The following is a 25,515-nucleotide window of genomic DNA, read 5'->3' on the forward strand; positions in this document are numbered from 1 at the left end:
CTTAACGTTGACGCAGTGTTTGTTGTTCATAATGACGGACTTCGCTCAGCCAGCTAGCATCAGCAGGGACATCGTGGCGCAGACACCAGGCTTCCCACACCGCTTGCCACGGCAACGATTTTTGTTCTTCCAGCATCGCCAGGCGGCCGGTGTAATCCCCTTCGCTCTCTAGCTTGCGTAACTGGTCGGTAGGTTCCAGCAGAGCACGCAGCAGCGCTTTTTTGGCATTGCGTGTCCCAATTACCCACGCCGCGATGCGGTTGATCGACGCATCGAAGAAGTCGAGACCGATGTGCACCTTGTCGAACAATTTGTGGCGCGCGATCTCGGTAGCGATGGCTTGGGTTTCATCGTCGAGAATCACCACGTGATCGCTGTCCCAGCGCACCGGACGGCTTACGTGCAGCAGCAGGCGCGGCACATAGAGCATGGCCGTGGAAATTTTGTCGGAAATCACTTCGGTTGGATGGAAGTGGCCGGCGTCCAGAGTCAGCGCGGTCTGGCGGCTGCTGGCATAACCCAGGCAGAATTCATTGGAACCCACGGTGTAGCTCTCTGCGCCGATGCCAAACAGTTTGCTCTCTACCGCATCAATGTGGTGCGCAGGATTGATTTTTTCACTGATCACTTCATCAAGCGCACTCGCCAGGCGTTGACGCGGTCCTAAACGATCGACGGTGAGATCTTTCATTCCGTCCGGCACCCAGATATTCATAACGGATGCAGTACCCAGTTGCTCACCAAAGTGTGCAGAGATACGACGGCTGGCCTTGCAGTGATCGATCCAGAACTGACGAATCCCTTTGTCGGCGTGTGACAACGTAAAACCATCGGCGCTCAGCGGATGTGAGAAGCAGCTTGGATTAAAATCGAGGCCCAGCTTGTGCGTTTTGGCCCATTCTACCCAATTGCTGAAGTGTTTCGGTTCAATCGCATCACGATCGACCGGCTTATCGCTCTCCAGATAAATCGCATGCAGGTTGAGGCGTTTTGCTCCGGGAATGAGTGACATCGCTTTTTCAACATCAGAGCGCAGCTCATCAGCATTACGTGCACGTCCCGGATAGTTGCCGGTGGCCTGAATACCGCCGGTCAGTTCACCGTTGGGATTTTCGAAGCCGCGTACGTCATCGCCTTGCCAGCAGTGCATCGAGACCGGAATGCCATCCAGCTGCGCCATTACCTGTTCCACATCCACACCGATGGCGGCGTAACGTTGTTTGGCCAGTTCGAAGGCCTGTTCAATCAGCTTAGTCATATGCAAGTTCCTTAGCAGGTTGGCTGAGCGCGGTAAAGCGTGCCTGATGGGCAGCGAAGGCGCTGTTGTTCAACGGTTCAAATTTTTCTAACGGGAAGTTTTGGCTAATGCAGCGGCGTAAATCGCTGACGTCACGCAGTTCGCCCAAAGCAATGAGCTGGCAGCCGACGTTGCCGAGCGTCGAGGCTTCAATCGGCCCCGCCAATACCGGCAGCTGGCAGGCATCGGCACACAATTGATTTAACAGCGGGTTCTGACTGCCGCCGCCCACCACATGCAGTTGACGCAGCGGTGCCGCGCGCAGTGTGCCGAGTTCGCCAATCACCTGGCGATAGAGCAAGGCCAGACTGTCGAAGATGGTGCGAGCCAGCGCAGCCGGCGTCTGCGGCACGGGCATGTTCTGTTCGGCGCAGGCGTTTTGAATCTCCTGAACCATGCTGTCTGGATTGATAAAACGACTATGATTGGGGTTAACCAGCGCACGACAGGCGGGCTCTTTTGCGGCTTCTTTGATCAGCGAACAGAGATCGGTAATTTGCAGCTCGGTGCAGACACGTTGCAGCAGCCACAAACCCATAATGTTTTTCAGAACGCGGTAGCCTTCTGCTCCACCTTCATTGGTTACGTTGGCATTGAGCGCCGCCGTGCTGACACAAGGCTGCAAGCTCTCAATTCCCATCAGTGACCAGGTTCCCGAGCTGAGATAAGCGGCATCATCCTGCATTAACGGGGTGGCCAAAACCGCGCTCGCCGTATCGTGAGTCGCAACCGCGATCACCGGAATGTGGTTGCCGCTGGCGCTGGTCCAGTAACCGACAGTGTTACCTGGCGATGTGGGTTTGCCGAACCACTTAGCTGGCACGCCAGCCCACGCAAGCAAATCGCTGTCCCATTCGCCGCTGTGAATATTAAGCAGTTGTGTGGTGGTGGCGTTGGTGTATTCCCAGTTCATCTGGCCGGTAAGGCGATAGTGCAGATAGTCAGGAATCATCAGCGCATGCTGCACTTTTTCCTGCCAATCTGGCTGCTGCTGATGCAGTGCGTGCAGTTGATAAAGGGTGTTGAACGGCAAGAATTGAATGCCGGTGCGCTGATAGATTGCACCTTTGCCGAGATCGTTAATGGCCTGAGCCATGTGCCCTTCTGTACGCTTATCTCGATAACTTACCGCCTCGCCGACGCGTTTACCGTTGGCATCCAGCAACACCAAATCAACGCCCCAGGTATCGATGCCAATGCTGTCCGGCACAATGCCTTCATCATCAAGCTGGGCCAGCCCTAAACGAATCTCTTGCTCCAGTCGCTCCAAATCCCAACAATCATAATCTGCACGGCGCACACGCTGATTGGTGAAGCGACGCACTTCGCGCAGGCTGATCTGCTGATTCGCTGAACTCCATTGTGCGAGCATCACGCGCCCGCTGGATGCGCCTAAATCAATGGCAACAATGTTACGCATACTCATGGCGTGTTCTTCCTGTAATGAGATGACTACAGATTAGAAATCTCCGCTTTTTGCCACCTTCCCCTTACTGCCAGTGCGTAATAGTCACTGGCAGGCTGACAAAGAAGTTCGTGAGAAAGCTCACAGAACCACACAAGTGGCGAGATGTGAGCCTTGCCGCATTTCTGTCAATCGCCGGTGAGATCTTGAAAAATTAGCCATTTTCCTGCGTCACTAAGATGAAAATTCAAGGTAAGGTGCGGGGCGCCTGCGTAGACTCGGCAACGGTTGAGTTAATTAAGAGGCGAATCATGACCGTTCTACATAGCGCAGATTTCTTCCCTGAAGGGAATTACGCCATCGCCATCGAGCCGCGTGTGCCGCAGCAGGCATTTCCGGAGCACCATCATGATTTCCATGAAATCGTGTTGGTGGAACACGGTTCTGGCATTCATGTGTTTAACGGTCAGCCACAAGCTTTATCCGCAGGATGCGTATGCTTTGTGCGCGATCACGATCGTCATCTTTATGAGCAAACGGAAAATTTGTGCCTGACCAACGTGCTGTATCGCAGTCCGGCGTCATTTCGTTTTCTCTCGGGTTTGCAGGCGCTCCTGCCGCGCGAAGAAGAGGATCACTACGCGTCGCACTGGCGCATTAATCACAAGGTGATGGCGCAGGCGCTGCAAATCGTTACGCAGATGAAGCAGCAAGATGTGTGGTCGCTGGAACGTCACGCACGCCAGGAGCAACTTTTTCTGCAACTGCTGGTGTTGTTGCGCGAAGCGGCTCACAACGATCAATTACAGGATCAGGAAGCACGCTTACATCGGTTGCTCGACTGGCTCAATGAGCACTACAGTGAAGAGATTGTGTGGGATGCATTAGCCGATCGTTTTTCATTGTCGCTGCGCACTCTGCACCGCCAGATGAAGCAGCAAACCGGTAATACACCGCAGCGTTACCTTAATCGGCTTCGCCTGTTACAGGCACGGCATTTACTGCGTCATAGCGATATGCGCATTACAGACATCGCCTACCAGTGTGGATTTGGTGACAGCAACCACTTCTCCACGCTGTTCCGGCGGGAATTTGGCTGTGCGCCCAGAGCGGAGCGCCAGCAGATGCTATAACTGGAGCGTTTCCTCATGTCGCTGATCTTAACGCGCGAAGACTATTTTCCGGCCACCAATCTGCCGATTGCGGTGGCCGAGCGCATGCCGCAGCCCTCCTTTCCTCCGCACCGTCATGAATTCAGTGAAATCGTTATCGTCTGGCGCGGTAACGGCCTGCATGTGTTGAACGATCGTCCATGGTTGGTAACCTGCGGCGACGTTTTTTACATTCACGATAACGACTGCCACAGCTATGACAGCGTCAACGATCTGGCGCTGGATAACATTCTTTACTGCCGCGATCGCTTTCGCCTTGGCCTTGACTGGAGCCAGTTGTTGCCGCCGCAAGAAGAAGATTCGCCGGGCTGCTGGCGTTTGACCACTCGCGGAATGGCGTTAGCGCGCGGTGTGATTAGCCAGCTGGAACGCGAAAGCCGCAAAAGTGATTCGCTATCAATTCAACTCTCTGAAGCGCTGTTTCTGCAACTCGCGCTGATTTTGCGCCGTCACGGTTATGCTGCCGATCGGCCCTGGGCGTTACCTGAGGGAGAACAACTGGATCTGCTGATGTCGGCATTGCAGGGTGCCATCAGCCGTCCGTTCGATTTGGCGGTGTTTTGCCAGCAGAATCAGTTGAGCGAGCGCGCGTTGAAGCAACTGTTTCGCCAGCAAACCGGTATGACCGTGGGACACTATCTGCGGCAACTACAGCTGTGTCAGGCGAAGTATCTGCTGCGGACGCAGGATTGCTTAATCAGTGAAGTGGCCGCGCGTTGCGGCTTCGATGACAGTAACTACTTTTCGGTGGTGTTTACGCGGGAAACCGGTTTAACGCCGAGCGCCTGGCGGCAGCGTTTCCTGCCGCAGCGTGAACTCTCAACAGAGAAAGTGAAGGCCTGACGTGCCGTAGCGGCGTCAGGCTATACATCAGGCTGCCATGCCTAATCCAACAATGTTGGCAGCAATGATAATCACCACACAACCCAGTGACAGAACGCGAACCGGACGTTGACCCGCCGATTTCCACTCTTTTAGTACCAGACCAACCAAACCACCGCAAAGCACGTAGAGGCTCATATGCAGCATCCAGCTGATGAAGTCATACTGTGCCGGAATTTTGGCGTGTCCCCAGGCGTAGAAGAAGAACTGCAGATACCACATGGTGCCGCCCAGCACAGCAAACGCGATATTGGCCAGCAGCATTGGTTTAGCGACGGAGAAATCACGGCGTACAGAAATATCGGTTTTTACCACCAGACGGATAAAGCAGTAAGCCAGATTGATTAACGCACCACCGCCCATAATCACCACATAGCTTGGCAACGCAACATAGAGTGGATTGATGCCCAGATTGGCTGCGGCTTCATGCATCGGCTTAGCGGCATCCATCGCAAACGACATGCCGGCCGAAAAGATGCCACACATCACGGCCAGAATCAGCCCTTTTTTCAGGTTGAACTCTTCGGCATTGATGCCCAGCGCCCGCTCTTTTAACAGACCGGCACGCGATACAATCCCCACGCCGATCAGCGCAACTAACACGCCGAGCAGCGTCATGCGTCCGCCGGGTGAGCTGAACAGCTCGACAAAGCGGCCTTGTAGCAGCGGTGTCATCAGGGTTCCCACCACTAGAGTGATACCGATGGCAATACCGATGCCCATTGACATCCCGAGGTAGCGCATGGTCAAACCGTAGTTGATGTTACCGATGCCCCACATGGCGCCAAACAGAAATACCGGCATCAGTTGAGAGAAACTAAAGCTGCCGTAATACGCCCAGAAGTTCGGCAGTAATACCGCACTGACTGCCCAGGGAAGAATCAGCCACGACATGACGCCGCCTACCGACCACATCGTTTCCCAGGACCACTTTTTCACCTGCTTAAATGGAGCATAAAAACAGGCGGCACTGGCGGCACCCACTAGATGCCAGAAAATACCTGCAATGATGGCACTGTTCATTGTTATTCCTTCGTAAGGTTGAGGCCAACAGGAAACCGGCGGTTTCCCGATTACCGGCAGTCTACGGTGAGCAGCTTTTCGTCAGCCTTTGGATGGCTGCCGGAATGCGGAGGTTGCTGGCAAAATTCGGTGGGTCGTCAACATAAGGATCACAAAATCGCATTTGCAGGCAGGTCACGGGGTGATTTTTATAAGTGGCTTATTCTTCAGCATATTTTTCTATTATGCTGTGCCGATCAGCACAGTTTTTGATCCACTGCCACTGCAACAGTTAACATGGCAGTCACACAAAGCCGCGTACCAGACTTTCCCCGCAGGCGTTTAATCCGTATAACGTTGGGAAAATCATCAGGACGAAGGATTGAGATGAATACCAAAAGATTGCGGCTGTTGCTGTCACAATCGGTGAGCCGCGTGATGCTGGATGACATCCGGGCCATCGTGCCGGCGCAGGCGCTGAACGTCTTTATTAATGGATTAGATGAAGCACATTACGCCACACTGGATTGCGTGCAGAGCGAGGAGAATTGCGCCCTGCTGGCTTCGGTGATTGTGGTGTGGCGACAGCTGGGTCACGTTCATGCAATTCATTATCAGAAAGGTGAGCATCTGCGTCAGGTCGACGACGCCACGCAATTCCAGTTGTTCAGTATGATGAAAACCCATCGCGCGATCGTGCAGATCGCTTAACTCTCGGGATAACTATGAAAATCGGACTGCTTTTCCCTATTGCCATCATCATTGCTGGCGTCAGTTTTTTGGCGTGGTTTATTGCCAGCGGCGCGGCGATGCCAGGTTCCTGACATTTATTTAACATACGTTGAATCGCCTCTAAGCCGCTGAAAGCGCGGCATTTCGCCAGGAATGCTGCGTCTGTCGTGCTGTTCTTCCCTTCTTTGCCATCCCTCAAGTTGCATTGGCAATAGCAAAAAGGTACTGCACCTTGATCTGTTTCACTCTGCACTTCACAAATCTTTAACGAAACCGATCGCGGAGAACCTGCACATGACAACACACCATCAACATTACATTAATGGCGCGTTTGTTGCCGTTCAGAACGACAAGTGGATAGAAGTGATTAACCCGGCAACTGAGGCATTATTGTCGCGCGTGCCGGAAGGCAGTAAACACGACGCCGCGCAGGCCATCGACGCTGCTGAAGTGGCGCAGCCGGATTGGGAAGCGCTCCCCGCCGTTGAACGCGGCAACTGGCTGCGCAAAATTGCCGCTGCTATTCGTCAGCGTGAACCGGAACTGACCGCCACTATCGTCGCCGAAGGCGGCAAAACTCAAGGTCTGGCGCAAACCGAAGTGCTGTTTACTGCTGATTATCTGGAGTACATGGCCGAATGGGCACGCCGTTATGATGGCGAGATCGTTAACAGCGATCGTCCCAACGAAAACATCTTCGTGTTCAAGAAGGCGATTGGCGTCACCACCGGTATTCTACCGTGGAACTTCCCCTTCTTCCTGATTGCACGTAAAGCCGCGCCCGCGCTGGTGACCGGCAATACCATTGTTATCAAGCCAAGTGAGCTGACGCCTAATAATGCGGCGATTTTTGCGCAGATCATCCATGAAATTGGTCTGCCAAAAGGCGTAATCAACTTTGTTTACGGCTATGGCCCGGAGATTGGTCAGGAGCTGGCAGGTAACCCGAAAGTCGGCTTGGTCAGTCTGACCGGCAGCGTCAACGCCGGTATCGCCACCATGGAAGCTGCGGCGAAAAATGTTACCAAAGTCTCGCTTGAACTGGGCGGAAAAGCGCCAGCCATCGTCATGGATGATGCCGATCTCGATCTGGCGGTTAAAGCGATTGTTAGCTCTCGCGTGATCAACAGCGGACAGGTGTGTAACTGTGCTGAGCGCGTTTACGTGCAGGAAGGCATCTACGACCGCTTTATCAGCGCGCTGACTACCGCCATGCAGCAGGTGAAGTTTGGTAATCCGGCCGAGCAAAACGATATCGATATGGGGCCGCTAATCACTGCGGCCGCGCTGGAACGCGTTGAGCAGAAAGTGGCGAACGCGGTCGCGGATGGCGGCAAAGTAGTGCTAGGCGGGAAGCGTGCAGGCAGCAAAGGCTTCTATTTTGAACCAACCATTATCACGGGCGTGCGTCAGGATATGGAGATCATGCAGCAGGAGATTTTTGGTCCAGTGCTGCCAGTGATGACCTTTAAAACCCTTGATGAAGCCATAGCGCTGGCGAATGACTGTGAATATGGTCTGACCTCATCGATTTACACTCAGAACCTCAACACCGCGATGGTTGCCCTGCGTAAGTTGAAGTTTGGTGAAACCTATATCAACCGTGAGAACTTCGAAGCGATGCAAGGCTTCCATGCGGGCTGGCGTAAATCGGGCATTGGCGGCGCTGATGGCCGTCACGGTTTGGAAGAGTTCTTGCAGACGCACGTGGCGTATTTGCAGTTCTCGTAGATAGTGATCTCCAGAAGCCATGAACAGCGAAATGCTTGTTAGTAAGAAAGCATTTTTCTTCAGGATTGTTATTCGTGCGGGCACTGACACATCTGCTGCGTCACGGGCCGTCCTCGCGCCGCTAACGCGGTACCTTCGGCTTCCACGTTGTGCCAACGGACCGTTCGCGGATCGGCCATCCATGGCCGGCCCCGAACTGCCTCAAGCATCCATGCGTGAGGCTCCTGGCCCAACGTAAAAGCCTCAGCGCTTCGATTAGCCCTTTTGCCGCAGCAGAAGCGCCAGCGCCTCTGGCAAATGAGCCCTTTTCAATAATACGCACTGAAGTTGATGAGCAGGCCGGGGCCGCTTTTGGGCCGGCAATCCGCAGCGCTGAACGAAGCGAGGAAGCCAGGAGAGCCCGCAGGACGCGGGCGAAAGGCGGAGCCGGGACAAGGACGTCCCGTCTCCGCCGGTCCGTCAGGCAGACGAGTGAAGTGAAGGTACCGCGCTAGCGGCGCGAGGACCGCCGGACCAAAAGTGGCCCCGGCCAGCACACTCGCCGTTGCCTTAGCTGACAAGCATTACGCCATAAGTGGCGACCTGTAACCCTGAAACCTCTATGAAACCCGCTTCTGGCTGCGCAGCAGCGCCAGGCCGCTTAACACCGACATCGCCATCAGATAATAACCGGGCGCCAGACTGGTGCCGGTCACGCTAATCAGCAGTGTACAAATCAGCGGGGCAAAGCCACCAAACACCGTAACCGCCACGTTATAGCTGATCGCCATGCCGCTGGCGCGCGTACCCATCGGGAACAGATCCGCCATCACCGACGGCACCGTTGAGAAGTAGATCGACTTCAGCAGCGCCATCCAGCACACCAGCAAAATCAACGTAGTCGGCGTGGTGTGATCAACCACCAGCTTAAACGCCGGATAGATGGTGACGATCAGCAAAATCAACGATCCCCACATCAGCGGCACGCGCCCCACCCGCTCGGCCCATAACCCCATAATTGGCGTGACCACCGTCAGAATCACACCCGCCAACAAGGTAGAAGTAAACGCCACGCTGCCCGACAGGTGCAGATTTTTGGTGGCGTAAGTCGGCACATAGTTCAGCATGTAGTTCACCGCAGTCGAAATCACCATCAGGCCGATCGCCAACAGCATCAACTCCTTCTGGCGACCAAACAGACTTCTCAGCGGCGCGGCTTCCGGTTTGTGCTCAGCAAAGCTCGCCGGTTCATGTACGTGACGTCGAATATAGATCCCCAGCGGGCCAATCAGCAGGCCGAAGGCGAAGGGAATACGCCATCCCCAATCCTGAATCTGGCTTTCGCTGAGAATCTGCGTCAGTCCGAGGCCAAACGCCGATGCCATCAACGTACTGGCGCCCTGCGTGGCGAACTGCCAGCTGGCGATAAAGGCTTTGCGCTCCGGGAAATGCTCAACCAGGAACGCCGTCGAGCTGCCAAATTCGCCCCCGGCAGAGAAACCCTGCACCAGACGCGCCAGCAAAATCAGCAGCGGTGCCATCAGGCCAATGCTGCTGTAGCTCGGCATAAAGGTGATGACCGCGCCGCCGAGCATCATCAGGTTGATCGATAACAGCAGCGCTTTTTTTCGACCGTGACGATCGGCATAGTTGCCCAGCACAATCGCGCCCAGCGGACGAATCAGGAATGACACACCAAAACTGCCAAAGGTGAGCAACATTGAAACCGACGGATCGCTGGTAGGAAAGAAAGCATGCGCAATGTAGCTGGCAAAAAAGCCGTACACGGCGATATCAAACCACTCCAGCGCGTTACCGATACAGGTCGCGAACAGCGTTTTGTGCAGATTGGGCTTCGCTGCGTTCAACGGCATCGTGGTATTTAATGTACTCATTGGCCACCTCCAACGTGCGCACGATGCTGCGCCACCAGTTCCGTTCCCTGCTCGCCGAGATCCCACAGCAGACGCGTCATAATCTGCAAACCTTCGCGGGCAATCGATTTCAACATATGCTCGTTGACGCCATGCTGGCCGCAGGCTGGATACGAGTGCGGCACCCACAAGGTTGGCAAACCGAGAATGTCGGAGAACACGTCATTGGGCAGCGAGCCGCCGAGGTTAGGCAGCAGCGCCGGTTTCTTGCCGCTGGTTTCCGCCATGCTGGTCAGCACCCAATTGACCAGCGGATCGGTGGGATCAAGGCGTGTCGCGGGCGATCCGCGCATAAACTCCACGTCCACATAGTCAAAACCGTGCTGATGCAGATGGGCGCGCACATGCTGGGCGAGATTTTCCCAGTCGGTACCCACCACAAAACGCAGCTGACAAACGGCGGTGGCGCTGCCCGGAATAGCATTCATCGGACGCGCCGGATTGCCGGTGAGAAACGACAACACTTCCAGCGTGTTCCAGCCATACAGGCGTTCGGTTGGCGTCAGTCCCGGCTCGCCCCAGTTCACATCGATATCGGGATCGCCCGGCATGCCGCCCACCTCGATATCGCCGAGAATATCGCGCACCTGCGGCGTCAAAGAGTTGGGTTTCAGCGCCTCAACCTGCAACACGCCCTGCGCGTTGACCAGCGAGGCGATGGCGTTGGCCAACTGCGTACCCGGATTGCTCAACAATCCGCCCCAGTTGCCGGAGTGATAGGCGTTGTCACGCGCGTTGATCGTCAAACGGAAATTAACCGCGCCGCGTGAGCCCAGGAACAGCGTTGGACGAACCGCATTGAGACGCGGACCGTCTGAAGCAATAAACAGATCGGCTTGCAGCAGTTCGCCATGCTGCTGGCACAACTGCGCCAGCCCTGGCGAGCTGATCTCTTCACCCATCTCGAACAGTATTTTGCAGTTAAAGCCCAGGCTGCTGCCGCGCAACGCAAACACCTGCTCCAGCGCCGCCAGATTGACGCAGTGCTGACCCTTATTATCTGCGCTGCCACGCGCATACCAGCGATCGCCCTCTTCAACCATCTGCCATGGCGATAAGCCGTCGCGCCAGTTTTCATCATCACCAAACACCACATCGCCGTGACCATAGCTGAGCAAGGTTGGCAGCATGGGATCTTCAATGCGTACCGCCACGAGGAACGGTCGATTAGCAGCTTCCGCGTTGTCGATGAAATGCAACGTGAAGCCCAGAGCGATCAGCTGCGGGCCGATCTCATCCTGCAAATAGCGCTGTAATTCGCTGTCACGATCGTCGCGCTGGCTTTCGGTACGTTGCGCCACGCGACGCGCCAAAATTCGTTGAAATTCCCCGCTGTCAAAATAAGCGGTGGCCTGTTGAACCGCCTGTTGTGCTGTCATGTTTGCCCTGTCTTTTATTGTTTTGTCGTTAAGGCATCTTTGCGGAAACACTGCTTTGCCACAATTATCAATTTATCGAGTAAGATTTGCTTTTATAGCAAAGCTAGCCTGCCCGATTTCGAGGCATGCACCACCATGAGGCATCCGCATGTTAAGCAGTGAAATCCGCTATTTTCTCGCCGTCGCTAATACTGGCTCGCTCAGCGCCGCCAGCGAACAGCTGTTTGTGGCGGTGTCGGCGATCAGCAGGCAAATTCAGCGGCTGGAAAATCAGGTTGGCGTGCCGCTGTTTGCGCGTCACGCGCGCGGCATGGTGTTGAACGAAGCGGGCGAAATCTTTGCACATCACGTACGTAAGAACCTGCTGGATATGGAGTATGCGCTGGCGGAAATTAAGGGACTGAAAGCGGTGCGCCGCACGTTGATTCGCGTGGCATGCACCGATGGGCTGGCATTTACGCTGCTACCGCGTTTGATCGCAGATTTTCGCAATGACAATCCGGGCGTGCTGTTTGATGTGAAAGTCGCCAGCACGCAAGGCGTGGCGGAAGCGCTGCGCAACGGCGAGTGTGACGTGGCGCTGCAATTTAGTCTTCACGCTGAGCGCGGTGTGGAAGTGATGGGTTCGTGGCCGGCACCGGTATTAATCGTGATGCATCAAACGCATCCGCTGGCCAACGCGCCGCAGGTCACGCTCGCCGATCTCAGTCACTATCCGCTGGCCTTGCCGCAGCAAAACACCACCGTGCGGCAACTGTTTGAGCTCGCCAGCCATATGAACGGCAGCCTGGTTGAGCCGGTGATGACCTGCGATACCTTTTCGATGCTGTTTCAATTCCTGCTGCGTACGCCGCAGGCGGTGACAATTTGCAGCGCCTTTACCGTGCTGCAGGAAGCGGAAACGCACGGTTTGATTTTGCGCTCGGTAGGCATCGATCAGCTGAGCCAGCGCACCTTGCAGCTGCAGACGCAATCAGGGCGACCTCGCAGTGCCGCCCTGAATGTGTTTCTCACCTTTATGCTGCAACAGCTGGATGCGTTAGAGGAACCGCTGCGCCAGCGCTGGAAGCCGTGACTCAGTTCTTGATATCCACCGGGTAGAAGATGTGTTTACCGAACGGATCGACCTGATAACCACTCACCGATTTGCGCACCGGCTCGAAGATGGTTGAGTGAGCAATCATCACCGCTGGCATTTGATCATGCATAATCTGCTGCGCTTGCTGATACAGCGCCACGCGTTTGTCGTGATTTTGCTCGGCGCGCGCTTCGGTAATGATCTTCTCAAACGGCTGATAACACCATTTCGACGAGTTGGAGCCGCCATTTGCGGAGGTGCAGCTGTAAAGCGGACCGAAGAAGTTATCCGGATCGCCGGTCGCCGTGGTCCAGCCCATCAGCGCCGCCTGATGCTCACCGCCTTTCACGCGCTTGAGGTATTCGCCCCACTCATAACTGACGATATTGGCTTTGATACCCACTTTGGCCCAGTCCGCCTGAATCATCTCCGCCATTCGTCGCGCATTCGGGTTATACGGTCGCTGTACCGGCATCGCCCACAGGGCGATTTCGGTGCCTGGCTTAATCCCCGCCTCCTGCAGCAGCGCTTTGGCTTTCTGCGGATCGTAGTCGTAATCCTTCAGATCTTTATCCGCACTCCACACGTCCGGCGGCAGGATGTTTTTCGCTACCGTGCCAGTACCTTTGAAGATGGCATCAATGATCGCCTGCTTATTGATCGCCATCGCCAGCGCCTGACGCACCTTGACGTTATCCAGCGGCGCTTTGGTGGTGTTGAACGACAGGAAACCGGTATTCAGGCCTGATTTCTGTTCCAGCGTTAAATCGGGATTGGTGCGCATCTTCTCCAGATCGGCCGGATTGGGGAACGGCATAATCTGGCATTCGTTTTTCTCCAGCTTGGCATAACGCACCGAGGCGTCCGGCGTGATCGAGAAGACAATACGATCGAGCTTCGCCTTGCCCTGCCAGTATTCCGGGAAGGCTTTATAGAGAATGCGCGAATCTTTTTGATACTGCACCAGCTCAAACGGCCCGGTGCCAATCGGCTCCATATCGACCTTCTCCGGCGTGCCGGCTTTCAACATCTGGTCGGCGTATTCAGCCGAATGGATCGAGGCAAAATACCAGGCTAAGTCGGCGAGGAATGGCGCTTCAGCGTGAGCTAAGGTGATGCGCACGGTATTGTCATCGACCTTCTCAATGCTGGTGATCAGCTTCGCCAGCTCGAGGCTTTCGAAGTTGGCATAGTTACCGCCGGAGACATTGTGGTAGGGGTTTTTGGCATCCATCTGGCGCATAAACGAGAAGATTACGTCGTCGGCGTTAAAATCGCGCGACGGCTTAAATAGCTTGTTGCTCTGGAATTTCACCCCTTTGCGCAGATGGAAGGTGTAGACCTTACCATCCGGGCTGATATCCCAGCTCTCGGCGAGGCTCGGCACCAGTTCGGTGGTGCCGGGCGTGAAGTCCACCAGTCGGTTAAAAATCGGTACCGCGCTGGCATCGACGCTGGTTCCCGACGTGTACAATTGCGGGTTAAAGTTCTCTGGCGATCCTTCTGAACAGTACACCAGCGTTTTTGCCGAAACCCCGCCCGCGACCGCCAAGCCGATTGCAGTGAGAGTGAGATTTGCCATCATTTTTTTCATCATGATCCTCGCTTTTTATTGACTTCCATGAGTCTGCTTCGTTATGTAATGTTCATCTGATTAATAAATAACATGATTTAACCAGCACGCGTACTACAGACGCCGCAATGCTAATAAGGAATTGTGATGACAGACCAACTTGCCAGCCAATTGACCCAGCGTTTCTACCGTTATCTGGCGGTTTCCAGCCAGAGCGATGCCAAATCAACCACGCTGCCGAGTACGCCGTCCCAACATGCGATGGCGGAGTTACTGGCAAAGGAGCTGGGCGAACTGGGATTACAGGATATCGTGATTGACCAGCACGCCACGGTCACCGCGGTGAAACCTGGCAATCGCCCTGATGCGCCGCGCATCGGTTTTATCACCCATATTGATACCGTGGATGTTGGCCTATCGCCGGACATCCACCCGCAAACCCTCAGGTTCACCGGGGAAGATCTGTGCCTCAACAGCACGCAGGACATCTGGCTGCGCGTGGCGGAACATCCGGAGATCCAACCTTATCTCGGGCAGGAGATTATCTTCAGCGACGGCACCAGCGTGCTGGGCGCCGATAACAAAGCGGCGGTGACGGTGGTGATGACGCTGCTGGAGAACCTGCGTGGCGATCACGGTGATATCGTGGTGGCATTTGTGCCCGATGAAGAGATTGGCCTGCGCGGCGCTAAAGCGCTGGATCTGGAGCAACGCTTTAACGTCGATTTCGCCTGGACTATCGACTGCTGCGAGCTGGGTGAAGTGGTGTATGAAAACTTCAATGCCGCTGCCGCAGAGCTGGTGTTCACCGGCGTGCCGGCGCATCCGATGTCGGGCAAAGGCGTGTTGGTCAATCCGCTGCTGATGGCGCATGACTTCATCTCCCGCTTCGATCGCTTAAAAACCCCCGAACATACCGAAGGCCGCGAAGGTTATATCTGGTTTAACGATATGAATGCCAACGCCAGCCGTGCGGTGTTGAAAGCGTCGATTCGTGATTTCGATTTGCAGGGTTTTGATGCGAAGAAACAGCAACTGGTGGAAGTGGCCGATGAAATCGCCGCGCGTTATCCCACCGGCCATGTGGCGCTAACGATTAACGACACTTACAGCAATATCAGTAATGCGATTGGCGAGGATCGTCGGGCGATTGATTTGATTTTTGCCGCGCTGCAGCAGGTGGGCGTGGAGCCGAAAGTGATCGCGATGCGCGGCGGCACCGACGGTGCAGCGCTATCAGCGAAAGGATTATTGACGCCGAACTTCTTCACCGGCGCGCACAATTTCCATTCGCGTTTTGAGTTTTTGCCGGTTCCCTCATTTGTGAAGTCGTATCAGGTGGCCGAAGCGTTGTGTTATTTAGCCGCGAAATAAAAAAAGGTCGCCATTCATGGCGACCTTTTTTAGGTTATTTACTCGCTGAAACATCAATCCCAGGGAAGAATTTCGCCGCCAGCTTAGTGACGGTGCCATCGGCTTGCACCTTGGTGATTGCCGCATCCAGCTCTTGTTTCAGTTTGTCATCGCCTTTACGCAGACCAAAACCGATACCGGTGCCGAGAATAGTGTCATCTTCTACCGGCTTGCCGGCAAAGGCGAAACCTTTACCCTGCGGCTTTTCGAGGAAGCCCGATTGACCGGCCGCTGACATCACCAGCGTGCCGTCAAGACGACCGGCAACCATGTCGTTGTAAACCTGGTTCTGATCCTGATAAGAGGTCACTGTAACGCCCTGCGCTTCCCAGTGCTTCTTGGCATAGGTTTCCTGGATCGAACCCTGCAGCACCCCGATGTTTTTCCCTTTCAGTGATTCGGCGGTTGGCAGCAGCTTCTCGCCCTCTTTCACGATTAACATGGTCGGAATGCGGTAGATCGGCTTAGTGAAGTCGATGCTTTTCGCCCGCGCTTCGGTGATGTTCATTGCGGAGTTAATGGCATCAAATTTTTTCGCCTGCAGCGCCGGAATCAACGCATCAAAGCTGCTTTCCACCCACTTACAGTCGAAGTTGCCTACCTGACAAATCGCTTTACCCAGTTCGATATCGAAACCTTCCAGTTCGCCCTGCGCGTTGCGGCTCTCAAATGGCGGATACTGCGATTCAAGACCATAGCGTAAGGTTTCCTGCGCCAACGCGTGCGCCGAAGTCAGCATGCCCAAAGCTACAAACAGTGCGTTCAATTTTTTCATTATATTTACCCCTAAGTTACCCTTTGACCTGGCAGAGCGCTTCTGCTCCGGCCTGAAGTGTTGCGTCGTCTTTTGCGAATGACAGGCGAATTAATTTATTGTCAGTGCCGTCCATATAAAACGCCGACAGCGGAATGGTGGCCACACCGTGATCGACGATGAGACGTTTTACCATTTCGCTATCACTTTCGTCACTGAAATGTCCGTAGCTGGCTAACATAAAGAACGAACCGGCGCTCGGCAGCAGTTTAAACGGCGAATCCTCCATCAAGGTCAGCAGGCGATCGCGCTTCTCCTGATAGAACGGCGACAGCTGCAGATAGTTCTTCGGATTTTGCAGATAGTGAGCAAAACCGACCTGCATCGGCGTATCGGCGGCATACATCATGAACTGATGGACTTTGACGATCTCTTCCATCAGCGCTGCCGGTGCCAGCGCATAACCCACGCGCCAGCCGGTGACATGGAAGGTTTTACCGAAGGAGGAAACCACCACGCTGCGCTGCGCCAGTTCCGGATGCGTTGCCATGCCGCAGTGCGTACGGCCATCAAACAGGATGTGTTCATAGACTTCGTCAGACAGCACCACAATATCGGTGTTGCGCGTCAACGCGGCTAACTGATCCAGATCCGCAGCTGACAGCACCTGCGCGCTGGGGTTGTGCGGCGTATTGATGATGATCATGCGGGTGCGCGGCGTAATGGTGGCGCGCAGTTCGTCCCAATTGATGGCGAAATCCGGCACCTGCAACTTCAGGCCAATTGGCGTAGCGCCCTGCAGACGGACCACCGGCGCGTAGCTGTCAAACGCCGGCTCGAAGAAGATCACTTCATCGCCTGCGTGGACCAGCGCGGAAATCGCCATGTAAATGCCCTGGCTGGCGCTGCCGGTGATCAGCACTTCGCTGCCGGCATCATAGTGCTGGCCATACAGCGTGTGAACTTTCTCCGCCAGCGCTTCACGCAGCGACGGCAGGCCGGTCATTGAAGCGTATTGGTTATGACCGTCACGCATCGCCTGGCTGACCAGCTCAACCAGCTGTGGATCACACGGGAAGTTGGGTGCGCCTTGCGACAGGTTAATGGCTTTATGCTGCGCCGACAGCTGGCCAATGACGCTAAAAATCGTCGTGCCGACATCGGGCTGTTTGGAAGAGATGTTCACACTGCTGTTCAAGGTCATCGGTGCCTCGTAAGGTTGCATAACCACGTATCGAAAGTAGATTTCTATTCAACAGTGTGCGGCTTGAGTCGACAAGCGAATTGTTGTCATAATAGCCATGATTAAAAATCATAGCTTGAGGTTGTTATGTCCCGCTCTGCTCTGCCGCTCAATGCCATCCACGCGTTTCTGGTCACCGCGCGCCATCTCAATTTGACGCGTGCCGCCAGCGAGCTGTGCATCACCCAAGGCGCGGTGAGCCGTAAAATCGCCACGCTGGAGAGTTGGCTGGGCTTCGCGCTGTTTACCCGCCACGCCCGTGGTCTACATCTCACCGAACAAGGTGCCGCGCTGCTGCCGGAATTGCAGCAAGGTTTCGCCATGCTGGTGAATGCCACAGAAAAAGCCAGCCGCATCAACGCCTCGATTCGCCTGAAAGCGCCCACCTGCGCCATGCGCTGGCTGGTGCCGCGTCTGGTGGCGCTGGAACAGCAGCGGCCAGATATTCATGTGGCGTTGACCACCACGCTCGATCATGGCTCGCAGCTCGATAATTTTGACGCGGCGATTGTGTTTGGCCCGTCGCCAGCCGGTTCGATTTGCCTGTTTGAGGAGCGTTTGACGCCGGTGATGGCCAGCAGCGTCACGCCGCCCACGCAGATTGGCGAACTGGCGAAGTTTACTTTTCTGCATCCCACGCCGGATTCACGCGACTGGCAACTTTGGCTGGCCGGGCTGGATGCTGCGTTGCCAATGGCGCGCAATCAGCATTTCGCCACCATGGATCTCGCGATCAGCGCTGCGATTCAGGGATTTGGCGTCACGGTGGCGGATGTCACCTTGGTGCAGAACGATGTGGTGAATGGACGACTGATTGCGCCGTTTGCCACCAGTGTGGCGACCGGCGCAAGCTACAGCCTGTTACAGCGGGCGGAAAAAGATGCGCCACCGTTCCTGCCGGAACTGGTGGCGTGGTTATCTGAGGTTTAGAACGAGACCCATTCGTCAGAGGCTGATTTCGGCTGTGCAAGGCCTGCGCCGGTCAACACCGGCCGACGCAGCGCGGTTGGCGATACCACGGCCTTGTTCACAGGCGCGCTGTCCGACAGACGGAATTTCGCCACCGAGGCCTGCAGCTCCTGCGTCTGGCGCTCCAGCGCACTGGCAGCGGCAGAAACTTCCTCAACCAGCGAGGCGTTCTGCTGAGTGACGCTGTCCATCTCGGTGACGGCGGTACCGACCTGCGAAATCCCTTTGCTCTGCTCTTCTGACGCCGCAGCGATGTGCTTCATGATTTCATTTACATCCTGCACCGACTTAAGAATGTCGTGCATGGTGCTGCCCGCGCTGCTCACCAGCGCCGACCCTTTTTCCACGCGCTGCACGGAATCTTCGATCAATGTGGCGATCTCTTTCGCCGCACCGGCGCTGCGCTGTGCCAGATTGCGCACTTCACTGGCCACCACGGCAAAACCGCGGCCCTGTTCACCGGCGCGTGCGGCTTCTACCGCGGCGTTTAGCGCCAGGATGTTGGTCTGGAAAGCGATACTGTTAATCACGCTCGTGATCTCAGCGATCTTCTTCGAGCTGCCTGAGATGCCTTGCATGGTGGTAACCACTTCGCCTACCAACCGTCCGCCCTGCTGCGCGGTACCGGTAGCGGTTTCGGCCAGCGAACTGGCCTGTCGCGCGTTGTCGGCGTTGAACTTCACGGTAGCGGTTAACTGCTCCATGCTGGCCGCGGTTTGCTCCAGCGCGGCCGCCTGCTCTTCGGTGCGCGATGAGAGATCGTTGTTGCCAGAGGAGATCTCCGCTGCGCCGCGATAGATGTTTTCAGTGCCGCTGCGAATCGCGCTTACCGCTTCGCGCAGGCTGTCCTGCATGGCACGCAGCAGCGGCACCAGCTTGCCGACGCAGTTACGGCCAAAATCTTCCACCGGCTGGCTGAGGTCGCCCTGCGCAATAATCGTGAAATGGTTACGGATACGCTCCAGTGGTTTCACCAGCATCGCCACCAGATAGCGATCGGTAAACAGCAAGATAAACAAGCCAATCACCACCGCCACCAGAATAATGACTTTAGTGATGCTGGTGAGCTTATCGACGGTGACGCGCGTCTCATCCAGTTTGCTGCCTGCGGCTTTATTGAAAGCTTCCGCGCTGGCACCAAACGCACGACTAAGCGGCGGCGTGACGTTATTGGCTTGCGCACGATAGGCTTCAAGCGTGCCCTGCTGCGCCAACGAAACCTGCGGTGCGATGCCTTCATCGAGCAGTTTTTGCCAGTTGGCGATGACGCTATTAGCGGTCTCCGCATCCATCGGACCCGGCGCCATGGTTTTAAACTGCGCCAGCAGCGTTTTCATATTGTCGAGCGCTTGTTGCACCGGGGTAAAAGCATCAGCACCGACTGCGCTGCCGGAGGCGCGGCCTTCCATCACGCGAGACAGACGCGTAACGACACGAAAATATTGATCATTTCCTTTGCTTAAAATCGTCATTTGATTGACCAGCTGGCGGTCAATCTCGTTGCCCTCGCCGAGGGCGTTCAGTGAGTGGACGCTAAACAGCCCAACGGCACACCACAGCAGGCAAAACAGCCCAAGAATGGTGAGCAATACGGCGCGGATGGTGAAATTTTTTAAGATACCCATACATAATCCCTTGGTGTGAAACGCGAAGGAGGCCCGATAAAATCGGGCATATTGCGTTTATCGGCATCGGATCGGGAAAATGTAACGGTTTTGTAAGCTAATTAATTGCTTACTGACGCGGGTGAGGAATATGCGCTTTTAAGATTTATCAGCAAGATAGGCGAAAATTTGCCTTATAAATTGATTTGCCAGATTACACCATTAGCACGCTCATTAAAGCTTAACGTGGCTGCGCATCATCAAACGGAACAAACGCAGCCGTCCACGCATAAAGCGCGCCTTCACCACCGCCTGGGCTTTGCCCTGTTCGCCCAGCGCCAGCGTCAGATCGTCGCCCGGTCGCCAGGCTGGCCAATCTACTTCACCCGCTAAGTGCGAGCTAAACTCGCTGGCTTCACGCGCGAAGGTGACCCAATAAGCGCTGACTGTGGAGGCGAACGCTTTATCCTGCTCGCTGTAGCTGCGTTCCGCTGGCGGCGCTAGCGTATCCAGCGTGTTAAAGACATAGGGAATTTCGTTGCCGTGCCAGGTGCCGTGCGGGTAGAGATCGCGCGCGTTTTCGGAGACGTAATCGAACCAGTAACGCCATGCGGGCAGGCCGATATTGTGCTGCGCCTGAGCGATGATTAACGGTAACACCGTGAACGCCATATCGCGCGCCACCGCACGTCCCAGCAGCGCATCATCATGAATGTCGTACAGCCACTTCATCAGGCGATAACTGATGCGGTTTTTGCTGCGCATCTGTCGCAATACTGCCGTGGCATCCACGCCAAAATAGTCCAGTACGCTGGCTTCATCGCTGTTGCTGCCGATCATTAACGGAATGCGATTCTGCTTGCCGGAGATAAACGTGGTTAACATCGGTTTCGGCAGTACCGCATCGCCGCTGATGGGCACCGGGCCGAGCGCCAGCGGGCGTTCTAACGGCCAGAATTGTTCGGCCGGTAGCTCGCGCAGCTGCTCGGCGCTGGCATCTTCGGGTAACGCAAAATGCGCCGCGACCTGTAAACCGATCTGTTGTGCCTGCTTTTGCGGGATGTCGGGCAAGCTGTAGGCGCTTTGTACGATGCCTTTGTGAAATAGCGCCTCGGAGAGCGGCGAGCAGCACAGCGATAACACACTACGCGCACCGGAGGATTCACCAAACAGCGTCACATTATGACGATCGCCGCCAAAGGCAGGAATGTTGCGCTGAATCCACTGCAAAGCAGCAATTTGATCGAGTAAGGCAAAGTTGTTGATTACGCGCCCGTCGGGGTATTGCGCATCCAGCGCCGGATGAGAGAAAAAACCGAAGTGACCGAGTCGGTAGTTAAGCGTTACCACCACCACACCTTGCGCCGCCAGCGCTTTACCGCGATAAGGATCAAGATTACCGGCGCCGATGGAAAATCCCCCGCCATGCAACCAGACCATTACCGGCAACGGCCGCGAAGGCTCAACATCCGGCGTCCAGATATTCAGGTAGAGACAATCCTCACTAAAGCGACCGGGATCGCCACCGCCAGCGGCCACGCAATAGTCACGATTTTGCCAGCTTGCTGCGCCCCATTCGGTCGCATCACGCACCGCTTGCCACGGCTGGACCGGCTGCGGCGGTCGCCAGCGTAAAGCGCCAGTAGGTGCAGCTGCGTACGGTATTCCTTTAAAGACAAAAAGATCTTCGTCCATCAGGCCTCTGAGTTCCCCTTCTGCGGTCATGATCCTCAGACGTCGTTCATTATTCATCTCGGGTTCCCTGATAATGCATCGTTCCATTATTTGCAGGCCTTGGACGAATGTCCATGTTCTGAAAGCATTTGCAGATTAAGCCGAAACGCGGCGCGATTCTTTGAACAACTCCATCAAATATTTTGGCTAACCCCATCGAGGCCATTTGTTTTAAGGTTGCAAGTTAACCTGGCGCGACGGAGAAACACCATGTTTGGTGGCATTAATCAAATGTTCAACCGGATGTGCGATCACCCGGACCTTGGCAAACTGCTTTTGCGCCTGACGTTTGGCGGATTGCTGCTGTTTCATGGGGCGTTCAAAGTGGTGCATGGCGTGGGTTGGATTGCGCACATGCTCGCCGTCAAAGGAATGCCAGGTTTCATCGCTTACGGTGCTTACATCGGGGAAATAGCGGCACCTGTAATGGTGATCATCGGATTTTTGACGCGCCCTGCGGCGTTCGTCATTGCGGTGAACATGATTGTTGCGACACTGCTGGTAAAAATGGGCGCTGTCTGGCACCGCACCGACGTCGGTGCGTGGGCGCTGGAGACAGAAGCGCTTTACCTGCTGGGTGCGCTCGCCATTATGTTTTTGGGTGCCGGGAAGTACACGCTGGTGCGTGATTCGCGCTTGCAATAACCACAAGAAAAGCAGCCGGTCTGCTGAATTTCAGACCGGCTGTAACATTTCTCCTCAGGCTACGCCACAGCGTTCCAGACTGCGCTGCTGCATCTGCTGATACAACGCCATTTCATCCTGCACCACGCAACCTAACGCGCTTTCAAAATCCGCTCGGCTGGCATTACCCGCGCTGCGTGTTTGCGCCACGTCGCCCAAATTCGACTGGAAAATCCCCGCGGCACTGACCGGCAGGAAATCCTCGTAAACGATCGGTTCGGCACTCAAACGCTCTTCAGCCAGCAACTGCGTCACGCTTTCGCCCGCGCGTGGCGGCAAATGCTCGCCTTTTTCGGTCAGGCGATAGCGGAACCACGCCAGCTGCTGCTCGCGCAAAGACTCTTCGTCGTCGGGGAAATCACCAAACACTTCACTTAGATGTTGCTGGTGATGCTGGTTATCGCTGCCGGTACCGGCTTCGGCCAGCAGACGATCGTAAAGTTCGCGTCCTTTCGGGGTGAGCGCCGCGCCGCGCTGTTCGATCTCACCAAAGCGCGCGGTGTGCGTGCCCGGCGTACCATCGTTAAAGTGCACCGCTTCTTCCAGCGCTTTGAAGCTGGTCTGGCGCAGCAGAATCGGTACTTTACGCTGCGGCGGGCCTTCAATCAGGGTTTTGGGATCGATGCCGCGTGAAGGCATCAGCGCTTGCACCCGATCAATATCCAGCGTGCGCGGCGTCAAATGGTTGATGTGGCAACCACGGAAACACACCACATCGGCAATCAGACGATGCTGCTGGCTCAGTGCGCAATAAGTGGCGCTGTCTACGGTGGTATGCGCATGCCAGCGGAAGGTTTCCAGCGCTTCCTGCACGAAAGTGGCGGCATCCGCGGCGTTCAAACCGCCCTGCTGCTGATGCTTAGCGATCAACGCGCGGCAACCGGGCGTAAAGATATCGCGCGCGGCGAGAATTGCAGCGGCCTTCTCGCGCAGCGCCGCATCATCAATCAGTTCCAGACGCAGCAACGAAGTGAAAACGCGGAATGGATTATGGCGCAACGCGCGATCGCTGACCGGACGAAACGCCGTGGAGTGCACCGGCACACCGGCTTGCGACAGGTCGTAATACCCCACCGCTTCCATGCCCATCACGGCGAACATCTGGCGCAACGTGCTGAGTTCATCAGCCTTTCCGACGCGAATCGCACCGTGACGCTCGACGCTCAGGCGACTCAGTTCATCGGCGGCCGACAAGCGGTTTTTTAACTCGGGATTGGCTTCCAGCGTACGTTCATTAACAGCGGTGACCAACTGCGTCAGCGTGCCGTATTGCGGCACTTCCTGCTGATACAGGGTCGACATTGCCTGAGAGAACAGCGTGCGGATGGCATCGCTGCTGAGAAAGTTTGGCATCATCATCACCTTGGGCTAACGGGTTGTTGCTACTGTAGATCAACCCTTTAGCGGCGGGTAACAATTTCGTGGAACTGTGATCGCCTTGTCACTCGATGAGGTTTGACTGGTCACCAAAGCGACATTTCAGCACCAGCATGATGGTGGTTAACACGGCGGGAATCGCCAGCAGCAGGAAGATCTGACTGAACGTCCAGCCAAGCGTTAACAACTCGGCACCGACAAAGGCGCTAATGATGGCGCCGATGCGCCCTATGCCGTGCATCCAGCTGGAGCCGGTGGCACGCGCGTGAGTTGGGTAATAACTGGCGGAGAGCGCATTCATGCCGGTGTTGGCGCCGTTAAAACAGAAGCCGCTGCAGAAAGCGATGGCGCTCATTAAGCCGACCTGCGCGGGTGAAAAACCCAGCGCCACAATGGCAATGCCACCGCAGAAATAGATCACCGCCAGCGCCAGATTGGCGTTGATGCGGTCCATCAACCAACCCGCAAACAGCGAGCCAAGGGTTCCGCCAGCCTGATACATCGCCGTGACAATCGCCGCTTCCGTCACCGACATGCCGAGCGTGCTGATCAATGAGGGCATCCAGCTGCCAATCAGGTAAACGAGGAACAGCCCCATAAAGTAGCCGCCCCACAACATCAAACTGCCGAACAGATAGCGGCGCGACACCACGGTCGCCACCGAGCCTTTACGCGCGGTCGGCAGCTCAGTGCTTTGATAATGGCTATCCGGCTGCACGCTGCCGGGCAGCATACTTTCGAGGATGGCGTGAATACGTGCGGCAGGCGCGCGACGGCTAATCAGAAAACGTACCGATTCCGGTAAGCCGCGCACTAAAAAAGGCAGCACCAGCAGCGGCAGCACGCCGCCCATCAGCATAACGGAGTGCCAGTCATAGCGCGGCAGCAGCCACGAAGCGGCAAAGCCTCCCGTCGCGGCACCAAAGGTAAAGCCACAGAACACCACGGTAATAATAAATGAGCGGCGACGTTCGGGCGCGTATTCGGCCACCAGCGTGCCCACGTTGGGCATCGCGGCCCCAAGCCCTAAGCCGGTGAGAAAGCGGAACAGCATCATCTGTTCGATGTTCTGCGCCATCGCCGTGGCCAGCGTCCACAGACCGAAAAACAGCACGCTGATGAGGATCATCACGCGGCGACCATAGCGATCGGCCAGCGGTCCAGCGACCATCGCCCCCAATGCCAGACCAATCAGCGCCGCGCTGATCACCATGCCGAGTTGATGATTCGTGACGCCCCAACTGGCTTTCAGCGTGGGCGCAATAAAGCCCATCAGCGCAATGTCCATGCCGTCCAGCGCCACTACCACGAAGCACAGCGCGATTAAGCGCTTCTGCCAGCTGCTAAGCGCACTCTTATTGATAAGCTGGCGAACGTCTACTGCTTCAATGCTGGTCACGTAACGACTCCTGCACTTTTAACCGTTTAGGGCATCAGTTTTAGTAAAAAAAACGGCGCTTATCATAGCTCATCGTTAACAATAACAGGCACTCTTTTTGAATGTAACTGAGAATTATTCAACTTTTATCGGTGTATGTTGTTGATTTTAAAACGCGTGAATAGGCTGCAAAAA

At 55.6% G+C, this 25,515-nt stretch carries 21 protein-coding genes; 9 read left to right on the forward strand and 12 right to left on the reverse strand.

The window, feature by feature from the left end:
• Window position 1: 1 nt before the first annotated feature.
• Both K5Y32_RS05785 and rhaB read right to left on the reverse strand, forming a co-directional pair.
• Window positions 2-1,258, reverse strand: a complete 1,257-nt coding sequence (locus tag K5Y32_RS05785) for an L-rhamnose isomerase (protein WP_222182154.1) — start codon at window positions 1,256-1,258, stop codon at window positions 2-4.
• A complete protein-coding gene (gene rhaB / locus K5Y32_RS05790; protein WP_222182156.1) occupies window positions 1,251-2,723 on the reverse strand; it encodes a rhamnulokinase in 1,473 nt (490 codons plus the stop codon). The genes K5Y32_RS05785 and rhaB overlap by 8 nt, the downstream gene beginning before the upstream one ends.
• Window positions 2,724-3,013: 290 nt before the next feature.
• On the opposite strand from rhaB, the gene rhaS reads away from it, so the two are divergent.
• Window positions 3,014-3,835, forward strand: coding sequence for an HTH-type transcriptional activator RhaS (rhaS, locus tag K5Y32_RS05795; RefSeq protein WP_222182158.1), 822 nt, complete (start codon window positions 3,014-3,016; stop codon window positions 3,833-3,835).
• Between the two features lie 15 nt (window positions 3,836-3,850).
• Window positions 3,851-4,717, forward strand: a complete 867-nt coding sequence (rhaR, locus tag K5Y32_RS05800) for an HTH-type transcriptional activator RhaR (RefSeq protein ID WP_222182160.1) — start codon at window positions 3,851-3,853, stop codon at window positions 4,715-4,717.
• Between the two features lie 27 nt (window positions 4,718-4,744).
• On the opposite strand, the gene rhaT is transcribed toward rhaR, so the two are convergent.
• On the reverse strand, window positions 4,745-5,779 hold the full coding sequence (gene rhaT / locus K5Y32_RS05805; protein WP_222182162.1) for an L-rhamnose/proton symporter RhaT: 1,035 nt from the start codon (window positions 5,777-5,779) through the stop codon (window positions 4,745-4,747).
• A gap of 366 nt (window positions 5,780-6,145) precedes the next feature.
• On the opposite strand from rhaT, the gene K5Y32_RS05810 reads away from it, so the two are divergent.
• From K5Y32_RS05810 to aldA, 3 genes are all read left to right on the forward strand, one after another.
• Complete coding sequence (locus K5Y32_RS05810) at window positions 6,146-6,469, forward strand: hypothetical protein (RefSeq protein WP_101764337.1); 324 nt, start codon at window positions 6,146-6,148, stop codon at window positions 6,467-6,469.
• 14 nt (window positions 6,470-6,483) lie between these two features.
• Complete coding sequence (locus K5Y32_RS05815) at window positions 6,484-6,582, forward strand: YoaK family small membrane protein (protein WP_008108862.1); 99 nt, start codon at window positions 6,484-6,486, stop codon at window positions 6,580-6,582.
• A gap of 202 nt (window positions 6,583-6,784) precedes the next feature.
• On the forward strand, window positions 6,785-8,221 hold the full coding sequence (aldA, locus tag K5Y32_RS05820; protein WP_222182163.1) for an aldehyde dehydrogenase: 1,437 nt from the start codon (window positions 6,785-6,787) through the stop codon (window positions 8,219-8,221).
• A 599-nt stretch (window positions 8,222-8,820) separates the two neighbouring features.
• Here the strand turns inward: aldA and K5Y32_RS05825 are convergent.
• Together K5Y32_RS05825 and K5Y32_RS05830 are read right to left on the reverse strand one after the other, a co-directional pair.
• On the reverse strand, window positions 8,821-10,095 hold the full coding sequence (locus K5Y32_RS05825; protein WP_222182165.1) for an MFS transporter: 1,275 nt from the start codon (window positions 10,093-10,095) through the stop codon (window positions 8,821-8,823).
• Entirely contained in the window at window positions 10,092-11,513 is a 1,422-nt protein-coding gene (locus K5Y32_RS05830; RefSeq protein ID WP_222182167.1) for a M20 family metallopeptidase, read from the reverse strand. The genes K5Y32_RS05825 and K5Y32_RS05830 overlap by 4 nt, the downstream gene beginning before the upstream one ends.
• A gap of 148 nt (window positions 11,514-11,661) precedes the next feature.
• Here K5Y32_RS05830 and K5Y32_RS05835 point away from each other — a divergent pair, with 148 nt between their 5' ends.
• Window positions 11,662-12,588 (forward strand): LysR family transcriptional regulator, encoded by a 927-nt coding sequence (locus tag K5Y32_RS05835; RefSeq protein WP_137385838.1) that lies wholly within the window; start codon window positions 11,662-11,664, stop codon window positions 12,586-12,588.
• A gap of 1 nt (window position 12,589) precedes the next feature.
• Here the strand turns inward: K5Y32_RS05835 and K5Y32_RS05840 are convergent, their stop codons facing one another.
• Window positions 12,590-14,185, reverse strand: a complete 1,596-nt coding sequence (locus tag K5Y32_RS05840; RefSeq protein ID WP_192234519.1) for an ABC transporter substrate-binding protein — start codon at window positions 14,183-14,185, stop codon at window positions 12,590-12,592.
• 126 nt (window positions 14,186-14,311) lie between these two features.
• On the opposite strand from K5Y32_RS05840, the gene pepT reads away from it, so the two are divergent.
• Entirely contained in the window at window positions 14,312-15,538 is a 1,227-nt protein-coding gene (gene pepT, locus K5Y32_RS05845) for a peptidase T (protein ID WP_222182169.1), read from the forward strand.
• A gap of 34 nt (window positions 15,539-15,572) precedes the next feature.
• Here the strand turns inward: pepT and K5Y32_RS05850 are convergent, their stop codons facing one another.
• Both K5Y32_RS05850 and K5Y32_RS05855 read right to left on the reverse strand, forming a co-directional pair.
• Window positions 15,573-16,352, reverse strand: a complete 780-nt coding sequence (locus K5Y32_RS05850) for a transporter substrate-binding domain-containing protein (RefSeq protein WP_110866208.1) — start codon at window positions 16,350-16,352, stop codon at window positions 15,573-15,575.
• A 16-nt stretch (window positions 16,353-16,368) separates the two neighbouring features.
• Window positions 16,369-17,535, reverse strand: coding sequence for a methionine aminotransferase (locus tag K5Y32_RS05855; RefSeq protein ID WP_222182171.1), 1,167 nt, complete (start codon window positions 17,533-17,535; stop codon window positions 16,369-16,371).
• Between the two features lie 126 nt (window positions 17,536-17,661).
• Here K5Y32_RS05855 and K5Y32_RS05860 point away from each other — a divergent pair, with 126 nt between their 5' ends.
• Window positions 17,662-18,504, forward strand: coding sequence for a LysR substrate-binding domain-containing protein (locus tag K5Y32_RS05860; RefSeq protein WP_222182173.1), 843 nt, complete (start codon window positions 17,662-17,664; stop codon window positions 18,502-18,504).
• Here the strand turns inward: K5Y32_RS05860 and K5Y32_RS05865 are convergent.
• Both K5Y32_RS05865 and K5Y32_RS05870 read right to left on the reverse strand, forming a co-directional pair.
• On the reverse strand, window positions 18,501-20,168 hold the full coding sequence (locus K5Y32_RS05865; RefSeq protein WP_222182175.1) for a methyl-accepting chemotaxis protein: 1,668 nt from the start codon (window positions 20,166-20,168) through the stop codon (window positions 18,501-18,503). The genes K5Y32_RS05860 and K5Y32_RS05865 overlap by 4 nt on opposite strands.
• 213 nt (window positions 20,169-20,381) lie before the next feature.
• Window positions 20,382-21,899, reverse strand: coding sequence for a carboxylesterase/lipase family protein (locus tag K5Y32_RS05870; RefSeq protein WP_222182177.1), 1,518 nt, complete (start codon window positions 21,897-21,899; stop codon window positions 20,382-20,384).
• Window positions 21,900-22,091: 192 nt separating this feature from the next.
• Between K5Y32_RS05870 and K5Y32_RS05875 the strand changes: the two genes are divergently transcribed.
• Complete coding sequence (locus K5Y32_RS05875; protein WP_222182179.1) at window positions 22,092-22,526, forward strand: DoxX family protein; 435 nt, start codon at window positions 22,092-22,094, stop codon at window positions 22,524-22,526.
• Window positions 22,527-22,580: 54 nt separating this feature from the next.
• Here K5Y32_RS05875 and K5Y32_RS05880 read toward each other — a convergent pair whose 3' ends face one another.
• Window positions 22,581-23,918 (reverse strand): VOC family protein, encoded by a 1,338-nt coding sequence (locus tag K5Y32_RS05880; protein WP_222182181.1) that lies wholly within the window; start codon window positions 23,916-23,918, stop codon window positions 22,581-22,583.
• 88 nt (window positions 23,919-24,006) lie between these two features.
• Window positions 24,007-25,341, reverse strand: coding sequence for an aromatic acid/H+ symport family MFS transporter (locus tag K5Y32_RS05885; protein ID WP_222182183.1), 1,335 nt, complete (start codon window positions 25,339-25,341; stop codon window positions 24,007-24,009).
• Between the last annotated feature and the right edge of the window lie 174 nt (window positions 25,342-25,515).

The organism is Pantoea sp. DY-15 (assembly GCF_019795935.1).
Taxonomy (GTDB): Bacteria; Pseudomonadota; Gammaproteobacteria; order Enterobacterales; family Enterobacteriaceae; genus Pantoea; species Pantoea leporis.

Coding starts and splice junctions, on each gene's coding strand:
- K5Y32_RS05785 (WP_222182154.1), bottom strand. CDS start 1,258: ATGACTAAGCTGATTGAACAGGCCTTCGAACTGGCCAAACAACGTTAC.
- rhaB (WP_222182156.1), bottom strand. CDS start 2,723: ATGAGTATGCGTAACATTGTTGCCATTGATTTAGGCGCATCCAGCGGG.
- rhaS (WP_222182158.1), top strand. CDS start 3,014: ATGACCGTTCTACATAGCGCAGATTTCTTCCCTGAAGGGAATTACGCC.
- rhaR (WP_222182160.1), top strand. CDS start 3,851: ATGTCGCTGATCTTAACGCGCGAAGACTATTTTCCGGCCACCAATCTG.
- rhaT (WP_222182162.1), bottom strand. CDS start 5,779: ATGAACAGTGCCATCATTGCAGGTATTTTCTGGCATCTAGTGGGTGCC.
- K5Y32_RS05810 (WP_101764337.1), top strand. CDS start 6,146: ATGAATACCAAAAGATTGCGGCTGTTGCTGTCACAATCGGTGAGCCGC.
- K5Y32_RS05815 (WP_008108862.1), top strand. CDS start 6,484: ATGAAAATCGGACTGCTTTTCCCTATTGCCATCATCATTGCTGGCGTC.
- aldA (WP_222182163.1), top strand. CDS start 6,785: ATGACAACACACCATCAACATTACATTAATGGCGCGTTTGTTGCCGTT.
- K5Y32_RS05825 (WP_222182165.1), bottom strand. CDS start 10,095: ATGAGTACATTAAATACCACGATGCCGTTGAACGCAGCGAAGCCCAAT.
- K5Y32_RS05830 (WP_222182167.1), bottom strand. CDS start 11,513: ATGACAGCACAACAGGCGGTTCAACAGGCCACCGCTTATTTTGACAGC.
- K5Y32_RS05835 (WP_137385838.1), top strand. CDS start 11,662: ATGTTAAGCAGTGAAATCCGCTATTTTCTCGCCGTCGCTAATACTGGC.
- K5Y32_RS05840 (WP_192234519.1), bottom strand. CDS start 14,185: ATGAAAAAAATGATGGCAAATCTCACTCTCACTGCAATCGGCTTGGCG.
- pepT (WP_222182169.1), top strand. CDS start 14,312: ATGACAGACCAACTTGCCAGCCAATTGACCCAGCGTTTCTACCGTTAT.
- K5Y32_RS05850 (WP_110866208.1), bottom strand. CDS start 16,352: ATGAAAAAATTGAACGCACTGTTTGTAGCTTTGGGCATGCTGACTTCG.
- K5Y32_RS05855 (WP_222182171.1), bottom strand. CDS start 17,535: ATGACCTTGAACAGCAGTGTGAACATCTCTTCCAAACAGCCCGATGTC.
- K5Y32_RS05860 (WP_222182173.1), top strand. CDS start 17,662: ATGTCCCGCTCTGCTCTGCCGCTCAATGCCATCCACGCGTTTCTGGTC.
- K5Y32_RS05865 (WP_222182175.1), bottom strand. CDS start 20,168: ATGGGTATCTTAAAAAATTTCACCATCCGCGCCGTATTGCTCACCATT.
- K5Y32_RS05870 (WP_222182177.1), bottom strand. CDS start 21,899: ATGAATAATGAACGACGTCTGAGGATCATGACCGCAGAAGGGGAACTC.
- K5Y32_RS05875 (WP_222182179.1), top strand. CDS start 22,092: ATGTTTGGTGGCATTAATCAAATGTTCAACCGGATGTGCGATCACCCG.
- K5Y32_RS05880 (WP_222182181.1), bottom strand. CDS start 23,918: ATGCCAAACTTTCTCAGCAGCGATGCCATCCGCACGCTGTTCTCTCAG.